The 16207-nt window shown below is 56.0% G+C and carries 16 protein-coding genes; 9 read left to right on the top strand and 7 right to left on the bottom strand.

Annotated features, from left to right (window positions below):
- Nucleotides 1-69: 69 nt before the first annotated feature.
- Nucleotides 70-1299, bottom strand: coding sequence for a lytic murein transglycosylase (locus tag ACR0EL_RS11225; protein WP_480499955.1), 1230 nt, complete (start codon nt 1297-1299; stop codon nt 70-72).
- Nucleotides 1300-1489: 190 nt separating this feature from the next.
- Here ACR0EL_RS11225 and ACR0EL_RS11220 point away from each other — a divergent pair, with 190 nt between their 5' ends.
- Genes ACR0EL_RS11220 through ACR0EL_RS11205 form a run of 4 tightly spaced genes read left to right on the top strand, consistent with a single transcriptional unit; the run spans nt 1490 to nt 5484 of the window.
- Nucleotides 1490-2452, top strand: coding sequence for a cytochrome ubiquinol oxidase subunit II (locus tag ACR0EL_RS11220; RefSeq protein WP_480499953.1), 963 nt, complete (start codon nt 1490-1492; stop codon nt 2450-2452).
- Nucleotides 2449-4536: a cbb3-type cytochrome c oxidase subunit I gene (locus ACR0EL_RS11215; protein ID WP_480499952.1), complete on the top strand. Its 2088-nt coding sequence runs from the start codon at nt 2449-2451 to the stop codon at nt 4534-4536. The genes ACR0EL_RS11220 and ACR0EL_RS11215 overlap by 4 nt, the downstream gene beginning before the upstream one ends.
- Nucleotides 4533-5165, top strand: a complete 633-nt coding sequence (locus tag ACR0EL_RS11210) for a cytochrome c oxidase subunit 3 (protein ID WP_170534986.1) — start codon at nt 4533-4535, stop codon at nt 5163-5165. Before ACR0EL_RS11215 ends, ACR0EL_RS11210 begins: the two co-directional genes overlap by 4 nt.
- Nucleotides 5158-5484, top strand: coding sequence for a cytochrome o ubiquinol oxidase subunit IV (locus tag ACR0EL_RS11205; protein WP_353011352.1), 327 nt, complete (start codon nt 5158-5160; stop codon nt 5482-5484). Before ACR0EL_RS11210 ends, ACR0EL_RS11205 begins: the two co-directional genes overlap by 8 nt.
- A gap of 18 nt (nt 5485-5502) precedes the next feature.
- On the opposite strand, the gene crcB is transcribed toward ACR0EL_RS11205, so the two are convergent.
- On the bottom strand, nt 5503-5865 hold the full coding sequence (gene crcB / locus ACR0EL_RS11200) for a fluoride efflux transporter CrcB (protein WP_480499951.1): 363 nt from the start codon (nt 5863-5865) through the stop codon (nt 5503-5505).
- Complete coding sequence (locus ACR0EL_RS11195; RefSeq protein WP_480499950.1) at nt 5858-6229, bottom strand: fluoride efflux transporter FluC; 372 nt, start codon at nt 6227-6229, stop codon at nt 5858-5860. The genes crcB and ACR0EL_RS11195 overlap by 8 nt, the downstream gene beginning before the upstream one ends.
- Before the next feature lie 235 nt (nt 6230-6464).
- Between ACR0EL_RS11195 and ACR0EL_RS11190 the strand changes: the two genes are divergently transcribed.
- Entirely contained in the window at nt 6465-8045 is a 1581-nt protein-coding gene (locus ACR0EL_RS11190; RefSeq protein ID WP_480499949.1) for an FMN-binding glutamate synthase family protein, read from the top strand.
- Nucleotides 8046-8050: 5 nt separating this feature from the next.
- Here ACR0EL_RS11190 and ACR0EL_RS11185 read toward each other — a convergent pair whose 3' ends face one another.
- From ACR0EL_RS11185 to ACR0EL_RS11170, 4 genes are read right to left on the bottom strand one after another with little or no spacing between them, the layout of a single operon-like run.
- Complete coding sequence (locus ACR0EL_RS11185) at nt 8051-8707, bottom strand: ABC-type transport auxiliary lipoprotein family protein (protein ID WP_480499948.1); 657 nt, start codon at nt 8705-8707, stop codon at nt 8051-8053.
- Nucleotides 8704-10020, bottom strand: a complete 1317-nt coding sequence (locus tag ACR0EL_RS11180; protein WP_480499946.1) for an MlaD family protein — start codon at nt 10018-10020, stop codon at nt 8704-8706. Before ACR0EL_RS11180 ends, ACR0EL_RS11185 begins: the two co-directional genes overlap by 4 nt.
- Nucleotides 10021-10025: 5 nt before the next feature.
- A complete protein-coding gene (locus ACR0EL_RS11175; RefSeq protein ID WP_480499945.1) occupies nt 10026-10841 on the bottom strand; it encodes an ABC transporter ATP-binding protein in 816 nt (271 codons plus the stop codon).
- A 1-nt stretch (nt 10842) separates the two neighbouring features.
- Nucleotides 10843-11967 (bottom strand): ABC transporter permease, encoded by a 1125-nt coding sequence (locus tag ACR0EL_RS11170; protein ID WP_480499944.1) that lies wholly within the window; start codon nt 11965-11967, stop codon nt 10843-10845.
- Between the two features lie 206 nt (nt 11968-12173).
- Here ACR0EL_RS11170 and ACR0EL_RS11165 point away from each other — a divergent pair, with 206 nt between their 5' ends.
- The 4 genes from ACR0EL_RS11165 (at nt 12174) to ACR0EL_RS11150 (ending at nt 16190) form a co-directional block, all read left to right on the top strand.
- Complete coding sequence (locus tag ACR0EL_RS11165) at nt 12174-12578, top strand: SxtJ family membrane protein (RefSeq protein WP_353011338.1); 405 nt, start codon at nt 12174-12176, stop codon at nt 12576-12578.
- Between the two features lie 17 nt (nt 12579-12595).
- Nucleotides 12596-12745 carry a DUF5989 family protein gene (locus ACR0EL_RS11160; protein WP_353011336.1) on the top strand — a complete coding sequence of 50 codons (150 nt, stop codon included), beginning with the start codon at nt 12596-12598 and terminating at the stop codon, nt 12743-12745.
- 4 nt (nt 12746-12749) lie between these two features.
- The gene (locus tag ACR0EL_RS11155; protein WP_480499942.1) at nt 12750-14585 is read left to right on the top strand and encodes a carbamoyltransferase family protein; all 1836 of its coding nucleotides are present in this window, start codon (nt 12750-12752) and stop codon (nt 14583-14585) included.
- 72 nt (nt 14586-14657) lie between these two features.
- Nucleotides 14658-16190 (top strand): sulfatase-like hydrolase/transferase, encoded by a 1533-nt coding sequence (locus ACR0EL_RS11150; RefSeq protein ID WP_480499941.1) that lies wholly within the window; start codon nt 14658-14660, stop codon nt 16188-16190.
- The last annotated feature ends 17 nt before the right edge of the window (nt 16191-16207 follow it).

Raw genomic sequence — 16207 nt, 5'->3', positions numbered from 1 at the left:
CAAAATCCAATCCCGAATCTGTTGGATTGCCACGCGCTGTTCATCGAATGCGCAATATCCGGAACACGGTCAGTTTCTCAAACGCGACTTCATCGATTTTTCAGGAAAACATGTGGAGTGCTGGCCTGTTGCCTCTTGCCAACGTCCGATCGAACGACGGGTTTTGAATCCCGGTAACCCATCAGCCCCGCCGACATCATGCCCCTGTCGTTCCAGCGCACGCTGCATCATCGCTATATCTGATCGATAGAGGCCACCGATTGCGCCCCACCGTCCCCAGAAATCACCAACGCCGTACTGAATCCGGTCGCCGACATGGCCCACGAACAAAGCATAGAGATCGCTTTTGTTGTATTCCTTCAGCACGTAGAAATTCGGGGTGACCAGAAAAGCTGGCCCGTTGCGACCGGCGGGCATCATCAGATAGCCTTCACCTTTTAGCTCATGGTTTGGAAAGGGCTTACCAGAAACACGGCTGATACCCAGTGCCGCCCAATCTTGAATGGGGCGTCCCTGATCAGGCCCTTCCATTGCGCAGGACAAAGAGGCGGGTACCGTCACCTCGAAACCCCAATCCCTGCCCGCGATCCAACCGTGCTGGTCAAGATAGTTGGCAATCGATGCGATGGTATCATCGGCAGAACCCCAGATATCGGCCCGCCCATCCCCGTTCCCATCGGCGGCATAGGTTAAAAAGCTTGAGGGCATGAATTGCGGCTGCCCCAAAGCACCAGCCCAAGAGCTTCTCAATTCTCGCACATGCCCCGCCTCGGCGATTTGCAGCGCGGCGATCAACTCAGTTGTGAAATACTCAGATCGCGTGCTCATGAACCCTTTGGTCGCCAAAACCTGAAATGCGTCATGCCGAATTGGAACCTGACCATACCCGCTTTCGCGGCCCCAGATCGCCAAGATGATGCGGGCTGGGACCCCTGTTTGCGCCTCGACACGAGACAAGGTAGCCGCATGGCGACGCGCCATTTGCCTACCCACCGATGTGGCCCCTTGAACCGACCCAGCACTAAAGTACCTCCCAGGAGAACCAAACTCTGCCTGCCTTTGGGCTTTGGGTGTCTTCGCTTTGCTTCCCGGAGGGATAAGGTCGGGCAGGTCCCAATTCAGCGTGACGCCGTCAAAGGCCGCGTTCATCGTCTTGCGCGACACACCCTTGGCGCGAGCCTGCGGCCAAACGGTCTGATCGAGCCAGGACTGGAACTGCCGTTCGATCGATGCACGATCCTGAGCGGTCGCGCCGCTGGCCAACCATAGGCAAAATAGAAGAAAAAGCACCCTGCGCATCTGGTATCACCTGCTCTAAACCCGTTTGGGCAATTCGTTTTCGTTGATGCCAAGGATGACTGAAACCCGCATCAAAATCCATGGGATTGAACCACATCTACGACATGCCGCCTTGCGTTCGGAAAAACCTTGAGAAATGCGCGGTCTCTGCCGATAGTTGTGACCAATGCAGCAGCAAAAGAGGGCAGGCATGACCACGAACATAACGTCCCTTGTGGCAAATGTGGTTCTGGTAGCTCTCGGAATTCTGGTCGCGTCGACCCAGATGGCAGCGGCCAGTGACAGCTTCATGGACCCTCAGGGCCCCATCGCGGCAGTGCAGAAAACGCATTTGCTGCGGGCGACAGCGCTGATCCTGATCGCCGTTATTCCCGTTCTGGTTTTGGTTCCATTGATCGCACTGCGCTATAGACGTCGAAAAGGAGGGAACGCAGCATACAGACCCGATTGGGATTTCTCCGCCCGGCTTGAGATGCTGATGTGGGGCGTTCCGGTGGTAATTGTTGCAATCCTGTCTTTCTATCTGTGGAAAACCACGTATCGGCTCGACCCCTATTCAGCCCCGTTCGGTGACGAGCCTGCCGTGCAAGTGCAGGTTGTTGGCCTCGACTGGAAATGGTTGTTCATCTATCCCGATCTTGGCATCGCCACGGTCGGAGAGCTTGGGATTCCCACCAAACAACAAATCGCCATGACACTAACCACCGATACGGTGATGCAATCCTTCATGATCCCGGCTTTGGCGGGACAGATTTATGCGATGCCGGGCATGACAACCAAGCTGCATCTGGTTGCGGACCAACCCGAGGTAATGCAAGGCGAAAACACCCAGTATAACGGGCGCGGGTTTACCAAGCAGAAGTTCGAAACGCTTGCGATGGACCCTGAGGATTTCGAGGCCTGGGTCAACAAGGTCCGTCAGGGCGGTATCGTGCTTGACGCGGAAACGTATAGGACTCTTGCCATGCGCACCGACCGGGATGAGGTTCAGGCAGCGCTTGGCACGCCCGAGATGCCAGACCGTGCCTTGTATTTCAAACTGGATGACGGGGATCTGTTCCATACCATTCTTCACCGATACCATGGCGGCAAAGCGCTAAGCTTGGATCAGCAACCCGGAACAGTTGTATATGGGCAGGAGGTCGACCAATGACATCGGAAAGCGGTTTTTTTGGTCGCCTGAGCTGGGATGCATTGCCGATCACCGGCCTGATTCAGGACCCCAACGCGAACGAGATTGTAGCCAATGCCGCCGCAGGTATTGTCATCGTAGGGGCGGTCGCCGTGGTTGGTCTGCTGACCTGGTTTCGACTTTGGGGGCCCTTGTGGCGCGATTGGCTGACAAGCGCTGACCACAAGAAAATCGGCATCATGTACATCGTCTTCGCTATCGTCATGCTCGCGCGGGGCGTTCTGGAGGGCGTTGTTATGCGCGCCCAACAAGCTGCGGGGCCCGGTGAGGGTTTTTTGGAAGCCGAGCATTTTGCCGAATTGTTCAGCACGCACGGCACGATCATGATTTTCTTCGTGGCAGTGCCCTTTGTCTTTGGCATCGCCAACTATGTTATTCCGCTGATGATCGGCGCGCGGGATGTGGCCTTTCCGGTGATGAACCAGATCAGCCTCGGCCTGACAGTATCTTCCGGTATGATGCTGATGGTCTCGCTGGTGGTCGGAGAGTTTTCGACTGGGGGCTGGACGGCCTATCCGCCCTACACCGGAGCTGCGTTCAACCCCGGTGTTGGGCCAGATTACTGGATTTGGGCCATCGTTGTCTCAGGGATCGGAACAACGCTAACGGGGATTAACTTCGCCGTAACGATCTACAAGCTGCGCGCGCCGGGTATGACGTTCATGCGGCTGCCGATGTATTGCTGGACGATCATCTGCAGTTCCATCCTGATCGTCTTCGCCATGCCGCCCTTGGGCGTCGCGGCACTGTTGCTGGCCGCTGACCGCTATCTCGACTTCCACTTCTTCACCAATGACCTTGGCGGCAATATGATGAACTACGCCAACCTGTTCTGGCTTTTCGGCCACCCCGAGGTCTATCTGCTGGTTCTACCCGCGTATGGCATCTATTCCGAAATCTTCGCGACCTTCTCGGCCAAACGGCTTTACGGCTATACCTCATTGGTCATCGCAACCATGTCGATTGCGGTGCTGTCCTTCACTGTCTGGCTGCATCACTTCTTCACCATGGGCCAGAGTGCGCTGATCAATACGGTGTTTGGCATCGCGACGATGCTGATTGCGATCCCAACGGGGGTGAAGGTCTACGATTGGATGGCGACCCTGTGGCGGGGGCGCATCCGGTTTTCGGTGCCCATGCTGTATGGGCTCGCCTTCCTTATGCTGTTTGTCATCGGTGGCCTAAGCGGCGTGATCCTGGCCAATCCAACCATTGACTACCAAGTGCATAACACTCTGTTTCTGGTGGCGCATTTCCACAACGTGCTGTTACCGGGCGTTCTGTTCGGCTTGCTGGCCGCCTATAACTACTGGTTCCCCAAAGCCTTCGGGTTCCGCTTGCATGAAGGCTGGGGCAGGGTGACAGTCGCGCTCTGGACAAGTGGTTTTATGCTGACTTTCATGCCGCTTTACTTTGTCGGCCTGATGGGTATGCCCCGCCGGTCCTACAGCTGGGAAGACCCGAGTTTTCACCCTTACATGATCGTCGCCGTCATCGGAGCGTTGGTTATCACGGCAGCGCTGTTTTCAGTTCTGGTGCAGCTATGGGTCAGCATCCGCAACCGCGACAAAACCCGCGTTCCCGTTGGTGACCCATGGGACGCGCGTACGCTGGAATGGTCTATCCCAGCACCACCGCCACCTTACAACTTCGCCATCATCCCGCAGGTAACAGACCGCGACAACTTTGCTGCCGCCAAGGAGCGCGACGCGGCCTATCCAGCCCCTGATGCCTATGAGGATATCGAAATGCCGCGCAACACCGGCATCGGATTTATCTTATGTGTGGCCAGCGGCATCTGGATGTTTGCCTTGGTCTGGTGGATCTGGTGGCTGGCGGCGCTGATGACGGTTGTTATGATCCTGGCCTTCATCCTTTGGACCTTCGACACCAGCACCGAAATCACCATCCCAGCAGAAGAAGTCCAGCGCGAACATGAGGCTTGGCTGGCATTGGTCCATAGCGAAATCGCGGTGGATCGCGACCATGAGACGGCCCCGGAGAACCGAGGCCTCGCCCGCCCAGACATGGAGGCGGTGACATGAAACGTGCTCCAACCCACAGCTATCCGGGCATCAATCTCGGTGACCGCCATGCCAGCGCCCATAAGGCTTCTGAGGTCGTAACTTTCGGCTTCTGGGTCTTTTTGATGAGCGATTTGGTCTATTTCGGCCTGATGTTCGCCATCTATATCACCATGATTGACGCTCAGGCTGGCGGGCCTGGGCCCCATGAACTGTTCGACCTGACCAGCATCTTCGCGCAAACCATGATCCTGCTGACCAGCAGCCTGACAGTTGGATTGGCGATGCTGGCCCTGAAGTACAATCTGCCGCGACCACGGATCATCCTGTGGTTTGGGGTGACTCTTTTGCTGGGGATCAGTTTCCTTGTATTGGAGATTCGTGACTTCATGGCCATGGCCGAAAAGGGCGGCATCCCGCAGCGCAGTGGGTTCCTCTCGGCCTTCTACGGCCTTGTGCCGCTACATGGTCTGCATGTTGCTGCGGGGTGCGTATGGTTGATTGTGCTGGGTATCCAACTGCGGGTTATGGGTATGACCGATGTCGTCAAATCACGTGTGGTCAGGCTGGCGCTGTTCTGGCACTTCCTTGACCTGATCTGGATCGGCATCATCACAATCGTCTATTTCGGAGGGCTAACCTATGGATAAACGCTCTGAAATGCACCGGCGCGAGCGGCGGCGTTACGTGATCGGCTATGGCGGCTCGTTACTGCTGACTTTCGCGATGTTCGGCGTGGCCTATCGCTGGGGGATTGAAACGACCGGAGTTTATCTGACCATTGGCCTGCTTGGTCTCGCTCAGCTGATCTTTCAACTGGTCTATTTCTTGCATATCGACCGCCGCCGCAGCAGCCGAGAGGATTTGGACCTGATCCTGTTCTCAACTCTTGTTTTGTTGATCATCATCCTTGGGACGGTCTGGATTTTGGGCAATCTGGCGGTGCGCATGCACATGCATCCGATGTAGGAAAGGTGGCCCGTTCGGCTATCGGGTCAGCTCCAACCCCAGCCACAAGGCACCCCAGCACAGAACAAGACTGACCATAACATTGCCAGCGGCCATCGCAAGGGTGCGTTCGCGGCGCAATTGCAGCGTTTGATAAGCAAAGCTTGAGAATGTTGTGAACCCACCGCAAAAGCCAAAAACCAGGCGCTTCTGTTCTTCCCCCATCTCAACGGGACCGCCCAAATAGCCGATCCAGAGGCCCAGCAGCAGGCTGCCGATTACATTCACGATCAGGGTCGACAGGGGCAGCGCGTGCGTAACCCGCAACGCAAGCCAATGGCGCAACACTGCGCCAAGCCCACCACCCAGACCAAACATGGCGTGCAGGTAGAGATCAGTCATTGCTGCGCCTTCCTGCATGAAACCGTCGACCGAGCACTTCGCCTGCCAAGGCTGCGGCCACACCAAACACAATCTCCAGCCCTGCAGCGGCCGGTGCAGTCCAAAATGCGGCTTCGGCCAAACGCTCAAGTTCAGCCACAAAAGAAGAAAAGGTTGAAAGGCCGCCACAAAACCCAACCGCGCCCAGATGTAGAACATGGGCATGAACCCGATGGCGGATCGCGTAGAGCCAGCCCAACACGAAACATGCAAACACATTGATGCCAAAGGTTGCGGTCAGCACAGTCGCGCCAGGGATCTCGAATGCAAACGCCTCACGCAGTAAAGACCCCAGAGCACCCCCAACAAACACAGAAAAAAACATCAGGGCTTGTTCGTGTAGTCCGCGTTTGGTGTCTGGTCTCGCCAAGTTAGCTGCCTTTTGCTGTGGTATGATCCGAATACCGCCTGTGAAACGCGGGATCAATCAACGCCTTAACAAGGTTTCACATTCGCGTCCGGTTTGATTTCAATGGGCCGAAGGGCTTGCAATCAAAAGCCAAGCTGTTTCACTTTGGCTTCAACACCTTTGGTACATACTTCACCCACGGAGATCAGAAATGGTTGTACGCAGGCTTTATTACTTTCTGAGTTTCGTCTGTCTGCCCTTGGTGGCCGTCTGGGGCTTTTTTTGGTCTCCCGCGCATTGGCTTCTGGTTCTGCTGATCCCTTACGCCGTGGTTGGGATGTATGACATGCTAACCACCAAGCACAACGTGCTGAACAACTACCCCGTGCTGGGGCATTTCCGCTATATGCTGGAATTTGTCAGCCCCGAAATCCGCCAGTATTTCGTCGAAACCAACGAAAGCGGGCGGCCGTATAATCGGATCATTCGCAGCCTTGTCTATTCACGTGCCAAGGGCCAGGTCGACACACAGGCGTTTGGCACTCAATACGACATCACGACCGTAGGTTATCATCGCTCCAACCACTCTCTGGCCCCAAAAGAAGTGGACAAGAGCGAAGAAAGGGTGATGCTGGGCGGCCCGCAATGCGAAAAGCCCTATAACGCATCGCGCTTGAATGTTTCGGCCATGAGCTTTGGTGCGCTCAGCGCCAATGCGATCCGGGCGTTGAACGGCGGTGCCAAGGACGGCGGTTTTGCGCATAACACGGGTGAGGGTGGATTGTCGCCGCATCACCTCGCCGAGGGTGGAGATGTTATCTGGCAGATCGGTACCGGCTATTTCGGCTGTCGTACACCCGACGGAGGCTTTGACAAAGACCTGTTCGCCGAGAAGGCCAAGAAGGATGTTGTCAAAGCAATAGAGATTAAGCTGTCTCAGGGCGCGAAGCCCTCGCATGGCGGCGTTTTGCCCGCCGCAAAGGTTGACAAAGAGATCGCCGAAATCCGTGGCGTGCCCGAGCATCAGGATGTGATCTCACCACCCATTCATTCGGCTTTCGACGGTCCAACCGGGTTGATGGAGTTTGTGCAGCACTTGCGCGAAATGTCGGGTGGCAAGCCCATTGGTTTCAAACTGTGCATCGGCCACCCATCCGAATTCATGGCGATCTGCAAAGCAATGCTGGAAACCGGCATTCTGCCCGACTTCATTACCATCGATGGGGCCGAAGGAGGGACTGGCGCCGCCCCGGTCGAGTTCACCAACCGCCTGGGCTTACCCGTAAATGAGGCAGTGGTCTTTGTGAATAACTGCCTTCTGGGGGTTGGGCTGCGTGACAAAATACGGATCATCTGCGCAGGCAAAGTGGCCACAGGCTACGACATGATCGAAAAGTTCGCCCTTGGTGCCGATATGTGCAACGCGGCCCGTGCGATGATGTTTGCGGTTGGCTGTATTCAGGCCCTGCATTGCAACACCAACCGATGCCCGTCAGGCGTCGCCACCCAGGACCCGATCCGGGGCAGGGCGGTCAACGTGCCGCAAAAACGCCAGCGGGTGCACCGGTATCACGATGCAACACTCGAAAGCTTCCGGGAACTGCTGGGCGCAATGGGCAAAGCCACAGTCGCGGACCTGCACCCCGGCGATATCCGCCGTCGCATGGCAGATGAGACCGAGCGTTCTTATGCCGAAATCTACACTTTCGTCGAAGAAGGCGCGCTTTTGGCTGGCACGGCACCGGACAACTACACAGCGGATTGGAACCGCGCGTCGGCGACGCATTTCTAGTGGCGTCAGTTGATCGTCGATCTGGGCTGACTATTGGCGTGCGTATTGATCCGGCGCACGCTCCATTCCACTGAATCCCGCATTGCTCGACCTAGGGCTAGGTCAAACGCATTGACGAGATCCGGTGTCTGATCGCTGGCTGAAACCACGGTTTCCTGGAACGAGCTAGAGGCGATGATCTTGTCCTCAAACGCATCGACAATCTTGATGTTCATCCGAACGTCAACGCGCACGGTTTTTGAGTTCTCAGTCTCAGCTGTTACGATGCCCTGAAACTCACGCAAATCCGGCACAATGATATAGTCTGCGCGCAGGCCTACGGTCGACCGCCCGACTGCGGCCACCTTGCCTGAATTCTCATAGCTTTCGACCAACAGAGCCTGCACAATCAGCGGCGCGCGATCCACCCACCTGGCGCGAGGCAGATACTGAACCTGCAGAGGCGTCGGCTGAACCGCGATCTGGTCGGTGTTCACTGCAGCAGTTGCTGTGGGTTCTTCTACTACGATCTGCATCTGGATACGCGGCAGCGAGGACGCAAACGTGCTTTTGGGGGTCAAAAGATACAGGTCATTGGGTTTGGAGGCTTGCTGCAACGTGCCCAAACCCGCGCAGCCACCAAGGGCCACTGCGATCAGAGTAAGAAATAAAGGCCTGATCATTGACGGAACTCCGATGCTTGGGTGCCCAACAAAAAGCGTGCTGGGTCGCGCTCAACCTTGTCGACAAGGCGGTCTAGGCTAATGACCAGGCGCTGTGATTCTTCAACAAAGCGTACGAATTGCGGCAACCCGACCCGCAGGAAATCCGAAAGCTGGCGACGATTGTCCCGGACGATGCCGTCGATGGTTCCAAGCAGTTCTTTCGCAGAGTTCGACGCGCTGAGCACATCATCCGAAATCTGGTCGATCTTGACGGTGATGCGCGAGACCGTTTCTGTCACCTGATTGGCGGCGCGGCTGATATCCTGGGCAACCGGGCCGACTTGCGTTTCAATGATACGGTTGGCCGAGTCAAAGGCGCGCTCGGCCGAGGCCAAAACCCCTTTGGTCGAATCCATCGCAGCGGTGATCGAACCCAACGTCGTATTGGCGTTCACAACCGTTTCCGTAATTACGCCCAGTGACACGCTCGCTTCTTCCGACAACCGCGTCAGATGATCCGCAAGGTTCGACCCGCGCTGTATAAACGGGCGCACATCTTCTTCGATGGTCCGGTTCGAGGTTGCCAGTGTAACCTTCGCCTCTTCTAGTGCTTCTTTGGCGGTGTCGGACGCTGATTTGACGGATTTCAATGTCTCGCTACCCGTCTGCAACGTGGATTCCGCAGCGCTGATCAACGGGTCCAGCTTCGTGGTAAACTCGCCGATTTGCTTGGCGGCCTCTCCGATATTACCTGAGACGGATTCAAAATCCGACAGAGTCTTGTCCAATCGGCCAGTGGCCGACGCGAGGTTAGCCAGAATGTCGGAAACCGCTTTCTGGTTCTTTTCGTCTACAACGGCATTCAATTCCTTCAAAAGGCTGACTGCCTCGTCCAGAACCTTGGGTGCGCCTTCGAACAGCGATTGAATAGTGCTGCGCTTGCTTTTTATGACACTGTTATTGGGCAACCGCTCGGCCGTGCTGGACCCGCCAGTCAATTCCACATAGCCAACGCCGGTCACACCCAGCGATTGCAGTTGCGCGATGGTTTCCTTTGTGACGGGGATGTCGGCATCAACCTCGATCCGAACCCGGACTTTCGACGGATCATCTTCATCAAGATTCAACGAGATCACTTGCCCGACCGGAAGGCCATTGTAGCTTACGCCACCCGCCGCAGACAGGCCCGACACATTTTCGAACAACACGTCATAATATGCGTACTGGCGGGTCACTTCGAATTTCGCGAGCCACAGGAAAAAGCCAAAAGCACCCAATATCCCCGCAAGAGTGAATGCGCCGATCAGAATGTAATTCGCTCGGGTTTCCATCGCCTCTACCTGTCCTGCCCTTTGTCTTGCGCCGCGCGGGCACGGGGGCCTGTGAAATACTCCTGCACCCAAGGATGATCGACCTTGGTCATCTCTTCTATCGGACCTTCAACCAGCACGCGCTTTTCTGCAAGCACGGCGATCCGGTCGCAAATCGCATAAAGACTATCCAAATCATGCGTCACCATGAAAACGGTCAATCCCAGCGCCTGCTGCAATTCGCGGATCAGATCATCATAGGCGGCGGCCCCGATCGGGTCCAACCCAGCTGTGGGTTCGTCTAGAAACACAATCTCAGGATCCAATGCCAAAGCCCGCGCCAACGCTGCCCGTTTGCGCATACCGCCTGACAATTCCGATGGAAACTTACCGCAACTCAGCTGCGGCAACCCCACAAGGCTGATCTTGAGGCCGCCCAGCGACTCCATCAGTTTTTCGCTGATCCCCGTATGCTCGCGCAACGGGGCCATCACGTTCTGCAAGACGGTCAGAGACGAGAACAGCGCTCCATCCTGAAACGCTACGCCCCAATGCCGCTCAATGCGGCGTCGGTCTTCTTCGGGACCGTTCAGAACATCAACGCCCAGAACCTCGATACTGCCAGCAGCGGGTTTGTTCAGACCCACAATAGTCCGCAACAATACAGATTTACCCGTGCCCGAGCCGCCAACAATGCCCAGAACCTCGCCGCGCCAGACGTCAAGGTTTAGATCATCATGAACCATCTGGGGGCCAAACTGATTGCGCAATCCGCGCACTCGGATCACAGCCTCTCGTTGTGTATCCGTCGGGATTGATTGATGCTGCACCGTACCGTCCATCTCAGATCCCCATCTGCGAGAAGAAGATCGAGAACAGGGCGTCGATGGCGATTACCATGAAGATCGATTGCACCACCGACGCAGTCGTGCGCTGCCCAACGCTCTGGGCTGATCCTTTGACCTGCATTGCCTGCCAACAGGCAATCACGCCAATGACCAGAGCAAAGAACGGCGCTTTGATCAGGCCAATGGCCAGTTGCCAGACCCCTGTGCTTTCGTTCAGGCGGGTCAGGAACATGCCCGGGCTGATCCCCAGATCAATCCAACTCATCAGCGCGCCACCGAATAAGCCGGCCATATCGGCCACAAAGCCCAATATTGGGAGCATAATCAAAAGGGCCAAAACGCGCGGGATCACCAGAACTTCAATCGGGTCCAGGCCAAGGGTGCGCATGGCATCGATCTCTTCCTGAACCTTCATCGAACCGATCGAGGCGGTAAAGGCCGATCCGGACCGGCCCGCAACGATGATCGCCGTCAGCAGAATGCCCAGTTCGCGCAGGATTGAGATCGAGATCAGCTCGACCACAAAAATCTCGGCCCCGAACTGTTTCAACTGCGTGGCACCCTGAAAAGCCAGCACAACGCCGATTAGGAACCCCATTAACGCCACAATCGGCAAGGCCTTGAAGCCGGTTTCCTCCATATGCGTTACAAGCGCAGCGCGGCGCAGCCTCCAGGGCATAACGACGGTTCGAGCCAGACGGTGCAGTGTCAGCCCCAGGAAGCCAAGGATCGACAATGTGTCCTGCCACGCCCCGAATGTCCCACGACCCACGCTTTCAACCCAATCTGTAAAGGTTCTGGGCGGGTCCAGCCGACCGGGCTGTTCGGGGATGCTATGCGAAACCGTATCAATCAAGGCGGCATGCGCAGGTTTGAGGCCCAGAAACTGAAGCTGCGCGCCCTGAGCGGTGAACCGCTGTGACAGATCAGCCACGAGCCACGCGCCACTGGTGTCCAGCGCTTCCATCTGGGTCAGGTCGAATGTCACATCGCCGCCAACAGGCTGAATGGCGCTAAAGCCGCGCTCAACGTGTTCCACCGACTGCGTGAGTAATGCACCTGAGATATGCACAACCGTGCGGTCGCTTTCTTGCGAAGACGATATCTGAGGCGGAGTCATGCCTGCATGTGACGGAAAAAGCAGATCGGCTGCAACGGGTTTGTGTATTTGCGCCCTGATTTGACCGGTCGGAATGGCACCCGTGTGACACTGGTTAGCGCCATTGGGCGAATTTCCCGAAGGTGAGTGACCTAATTCACTTGTTTCAACCAAAGGTAATGGTATCTTTATGGACGTAATTGTTTGTTGTTATTCGGTTGTGTTTCATGTCTGACCATCAAGCCAATGTTGATGTCGAAATCGGTTCTGAACGAGGGTTCGGTTTTGTCTTCACGGCAGTCTTTCTAATCATCGCACTCTGGCCCCTTTGGGGCGGTGGTTCTGTGCGGTGGATACCCCTTGCAATCGCGGGGGCCATTCTTGCGGTAACTTTCCTTGCGCCGCAGGTTCTGACCAAGCCCAATCGGCTTTGGTTCAAGTTTGGAATGTTGCTGGGGGCCATCGTGGCACCCATCGTCATGTTTCTGGTTTTCATTACGACATTCGTGCCCTTCGGACTGGTGGCGCGCCTGTTGGGAAAAGACCTTTTGTCTGAGAAATTAGACAGTTCCGCAGAAAGCTATTGGGTTGTTCGCAAGGATCAGCCCGGCAGCATGAAACAACAGTTTTAAAGAAGGGAGTACCAGACGTGACATTCGTTTCCGAGCTCTGGTCATTTATGAGGGTCAGAAAAAAGTTCTGGCTGCTGCCCATCCTTGTGGTGTTGGGCATCTTCGGTGGCCTGATCGTTCTCAGCCAAGGTTCGGCAATCGCGCCGTTCATCTATACGCTGTTCTGATCACATGACTTACATTTTGGGCATTTCCGCGCTGTATCATGACAGCGCAGCAGCACTGCTGTGCGACGGCAAGATCATTGCCGCCGCGCAGGAAGAACGCTTTACCCGCAAGAAACACGACCCTGGATTCCCGGAAAAGGCGATTGAATACGTATTGGCCGAATCAGGGATCACCCTGGCGGACGTGGACAATGTTGTTTTCTACGACAAACCGTTTCTAAAGTTCGAACGCCTGATCGAAACCTACATCGCCGTCGCCCCACGCGGTTTCAACTCGTTCCGAATGGCGATGCCGGTCTGGCTGCGGGAAAAGCTGTTTCTCAAGGATTTGCTGAATAAACAGCTTCGCAGGATCGATCCCGATTTCACCGTCGACAAGATCTTGTTTTCGGAACACCACGTCAGCCATGCCGCTAGCGCTTATTATCCGTCGCCCTTCGACGAGGCGATTGTTCTTACCGTGGACGGTGTTGGCGAATGGGCCACCACAACCGTCGGGATTGGGCGCGGCAACGAGCTGACCATGGTGAAAGAGCTGCATTTCCCGCACTCGCTGGGGCTGCTTTATTCCGCTTTCACCTATTATACCGGCTTCAAGGTCAATTCCGGTGAATACAAGGTTATGGGTTTGGCCCCTTACGGCGCGCCGCAATACAAGGACCTGATCCTTGAACATCTGGTTGACCTGAAAGAGGACGGCTCGTTCCGCCTCAATCAGAAATATTTCAACTATACGGCCGGTCTGACCATGACCAACAAAGCGCTGGAGGACCTGTTCGGCCATCCCGTGCGCAAACCTGAAACCGATCAGCTTACGCAGTTCCATATGGACATCGCTGCATCCGTGCAGGCCGTGACCGAAGAAATCATGCTGCGCATCACCCGCAATCTGGCGCAGGAACACGGTATCCGCAATCTGTGTATGGCAGGCGGCGTGGCCTTGAACTGCGTGGCCAATGGCAAAATCCTGCGCGATGGCGCATTTGACAATGTCTGGGTGCAGCCTGCTGCCGGTGATGCAGGCGGGGCACTGGGGGCGGCCTATGCGGCCTGGCACCAGGAACTGGGAAATCCGCGTCAGGTCGCCTCGGGCGATCAAATGCAGGGGTCATATCTTGGCCCGCGTTACGAAGATGACGCAATCGCCTCAGAACTGACGCGTGTCGGGGCCAAATTCACTACTTATGAAAACGGTGAGTTGGTCAACCAAACCGCGCAGGCATTGGCGGATGGCAAGGCTGTTGGTTGGTTCCAAGGCCGGATGGAGTTTGGACCACGCGCCTTGGGCGCGCGCTCAATCCTTGGCGATCCACGATCCGAGTCGATGCAGAAAACCTTGAACCTGAAGGTCAAATACCGCGAAAGCTTCCGCCCATTTGCGCCATCTGTTCTGCGCGAAGACGTAGCCGACTGGTTCGAGCTGGAAGGCGACAGCCCCTATATGCTGATCGTGGCCGATGTTCAGGACAAAATCCGCCGTAAGATGACGGATGAGGAAAATGCCCTGTTTGGCATCGACAAGCTGAACGTCAAACGGTCGGATATTCCGGCTGTGACGCACGTGGACTATTCTGCCCGCATCCAAACGGTACATGAAGACACGAACCCAGCGTATCACGCGCTGATCTCGAAGTTCAAAGATCTGACCGGATGTTCGCTGGTGGTGAACACCTCGTTCAACGTGCGGGGTGAGCCAATTGTCTGTACGCCCACGGATGCGTTCCGCTGTTTCATGGGCACCGATATCGAGGTCTTGTCGATCGGCAACTGCCTGTTGCGCAAAGAAGATCAGGACCCCGCGCTCAAGGAAAACTACGAGACCAAGTACGAGCTGGACTAAACTCTTGCGAGGGTAGCCATTCCGCGACACAGTCCGCACCTGAAACTCGGGTGCGGATTCGGAGTGCGCGACATGGGCCAGGCCGGAAAAGTTCTATTCGTTATCATCGATCAGCTGCGGGCAGATTGCTTGTTCGGCGCGTTGGCAGATCATGTTGATCTACCGCATCTGCGCGCGTTCATGGACGAATCTGTGACGTTCAAACGCCACTACTCGGTGACAAATCCCTGTGGCCCCTCGCGCGCTTCATTGCTGACTGGTCAGTACGCGATGAACCACCGATCTGTCCGCAATGGCACGCCGTTGCGCCATGACATTCCCAACATCGCCACCGAGATGCGCAAAGCAGGTTTTATGCCAATGCTGTTTGGCTACACCGACACCTCGGCAGACCCGCGTGTTCATGATGTGAATGACCCGGTGCTAAAATCCTATGAGCAATCAATGGATGGATTTCTTGAGGTCGTTGAGATGCGGCTAGAGGAATCCTATCCCTGGCGGGCGCATCTGATGAAACAAGGCTATGCGTTCGACACCTATATGGATGTCTACAAACCGGTCTCGCCCACCGGTGAGGCGCCAAAGCTGAATGATCCAGCGCTCTATCGGGCCGAAGACAGCGACACCGCCTTTTTGACCGACGCGTTTCTGGATGGCATTGCGCCCTACCAAGATCAGAACTGGTTTGCGCATCTAACCTATATCCGCCCGCATCCACCGCTTGTTGCCCCGGCACCCTACAATCGGATGTATGACCCCGTCACTTTGCCTTTGCCACGGCGATTGGGGACATCCGAGGCCGAAAAAGCGCAGCACCCGTTTTTTGATCCAAATCTCGACCTCTACAAAGCAGCTGATTTTGTTCACGGTTTCGATGAGGTCGAGTCGACAGATGAGAACATTCAGATCCTGCGCTCGATTTATTTTGGGTTGGCGACCGAGGTCGACCATCACATCGGCCGCGTCGTTCAGTATCTGAAAGACAGCGGGCAGTATGACGACACTCTGATCGTTATCACCGCCGATCACGGCGAAATGCTGGGCGACCATCACAGCTGGGGCAAGATGACTGTCTATGATGCGGCTTATCATACGCCGCTGATGATCCGGATGCCCGGCAATCAGGCGCAGGCTGGGGCCGAAATCACCGTGCCGACGGAATCCATCGACATCACCCCGACGATCCTGGATTGGGCTGGGCAATCGATCCCAAATGAGATGGATGGGCGGTCTCTGATCTCTCTCTTGCAGGGCGAAGTGCCCAAAGATTGGAGGGGTTACTCATTCAGCGAGCTTGATTTTGCTGAGCCGGAAAACCCGACCCTATGGCAACGACGTCTTGGCACCGGAAACAGCGAATCCTGTCTGGGTATCCTGCGCGATGACCGCTTTACCCTGGTTGAATTTGCAGCCGCTCTGCCGCCACTTTTGTTCGATCATGACGGGAAGGGCGAGTTCGAGAATGTCGCCGAAGACCCCGCCTATGCGGCTGACCTTGCACGCTTGTGCAGGCAGATGTTGCGCCATCGGATGCGGAACATGGACCACACACTGTCATTGCATTCCAATACCCCTGATGGGCCCAAGATGCGCATGCGGCATTGATCCCCTCTACACCTGCT

This window comes from Ruegeria sp. AH12, from assembly GCF_056541465.1.
Note: the sequence above shows the minus strand (reverse complement) of the source record. Positions and strands in the feature narration are given on the sequence as shown.

What these genes read in the sequence shown, in the direction of transcription:
- ACR0EL_RS11225 (WP_480499955.1), bottom strand. Translation starts at nt 1,299, where the DNA reads ATGCGCAGGGTGCTTTTTCTTCTATTTTGCCTATGGTTGGCCAGCGGC.
- ACR0EL_RS11220 (WP_480499953.1), top strand. Translation starts at nt 1,490, where the DNA reads ATGACCACGAACATAACGTCCCTTGTGGCAAATGTGGTTCTGGTAGCT.
- ACR0EL_RS11215 (WP_480499952.1), top strand. Translation starts at nt 2,449, where the DNA reads ATGACATCGGAAAGCGGTTTTTTTGGTCGCCTGAGCTGGGATGCATTG.
- ACR0EL_RS11210 (WP_170534986.1), top strand. Translation starts at nt 4,533, where the DNA reads ATGAAACGTGCTCCAACCCACAGCTATCCGGGCATCAATCTCGGTGAC.
- ACR0EL_RS11205 (WP_353011352.1), top strand. Translation starts at nt 5,158, where the DNA reads ATGGATAAACGCTCTGAAATGCACCGGCGCGAGCGGCGGCGTTACGTG.
- crcB (WP_480499951.1), bottom strand. Translation starts at nt 5,865, where the DNA reads ATGACTGATCTCTACCTGCACGCCATGTTTGGTCTGGGTGGTGGGCTT.
- ACR0EL_RS11195 (WP_480499950.1), bottom strand. Translation starts at nt 6,229, where the DNA reads ATGTTTTTTTCTGTGTTTGTTGGGGGTGCTCTGGGGTCTTTACTGCGT.
- ACR0EL_RS11190 (WP_480499949.1), top strand. Translation starts at nt 6,465, where the DNA reads ATGGTTGTACGCAGGCTTTATTACTTTCTGAGTTTCGTCTGTCTGCCC.
- ACR0EL_RS11185 (WP_480499948.1), bottom strand. Translation starts at nt 8,707, where the DNA reads ATGATCAGGCCTTTATTTCTTACTCTGATCGCAGTGGCCCTTGGTGGC.
- ACR0EL_RS11180 (WP_480499946.1), bottom strand. Translation starts at nt 10,020, where the DNA reads ATGGAAACCCGAGCGAATTACATTCTGATCGGCGCATTCACTCTTGCG.
- ACR0EL_RS11175 (WP_480499945.1), bottom strand. Translation starts at nt 10,841, where the DNA reads ATGGACGGTACGGTGCAGCATCAATCAATCCCGACGGATACACAACGA.
- ACR0EL_RS11170 (WP_480499944.1), bottom strand. Translation starts at nt 11,967, where the DNA reads ATGACTCCGCCTCAGATATCGTCTTCGCAAGAAAGCGACCGCACGGTT.
- ACR0EL_RS11165 (WP_353011338.1), top strand. Translation starts at nt 12,174, where the DNA reads ATGTCTGACCATCAAGCCAATGTTGATGTCGAAATCGGTTCTGAACGA.
- ACR0EL_RS11155 (WP_480499942.1), top strand. Translation starts at nt 12,750, where the DNA reads ATGACTTACATTTTGGGCATTTCCGCGCTGTATCATGACAGCGCAGCA.
- ACR0EL_RS11150 (WP_480499941.1), top strand. Translation starts at nt 14,658, where the DNA reads ATGGGCCAGGCCGGAAAAGTTCTATTCGTTATCATCGATCAGCTGCGG.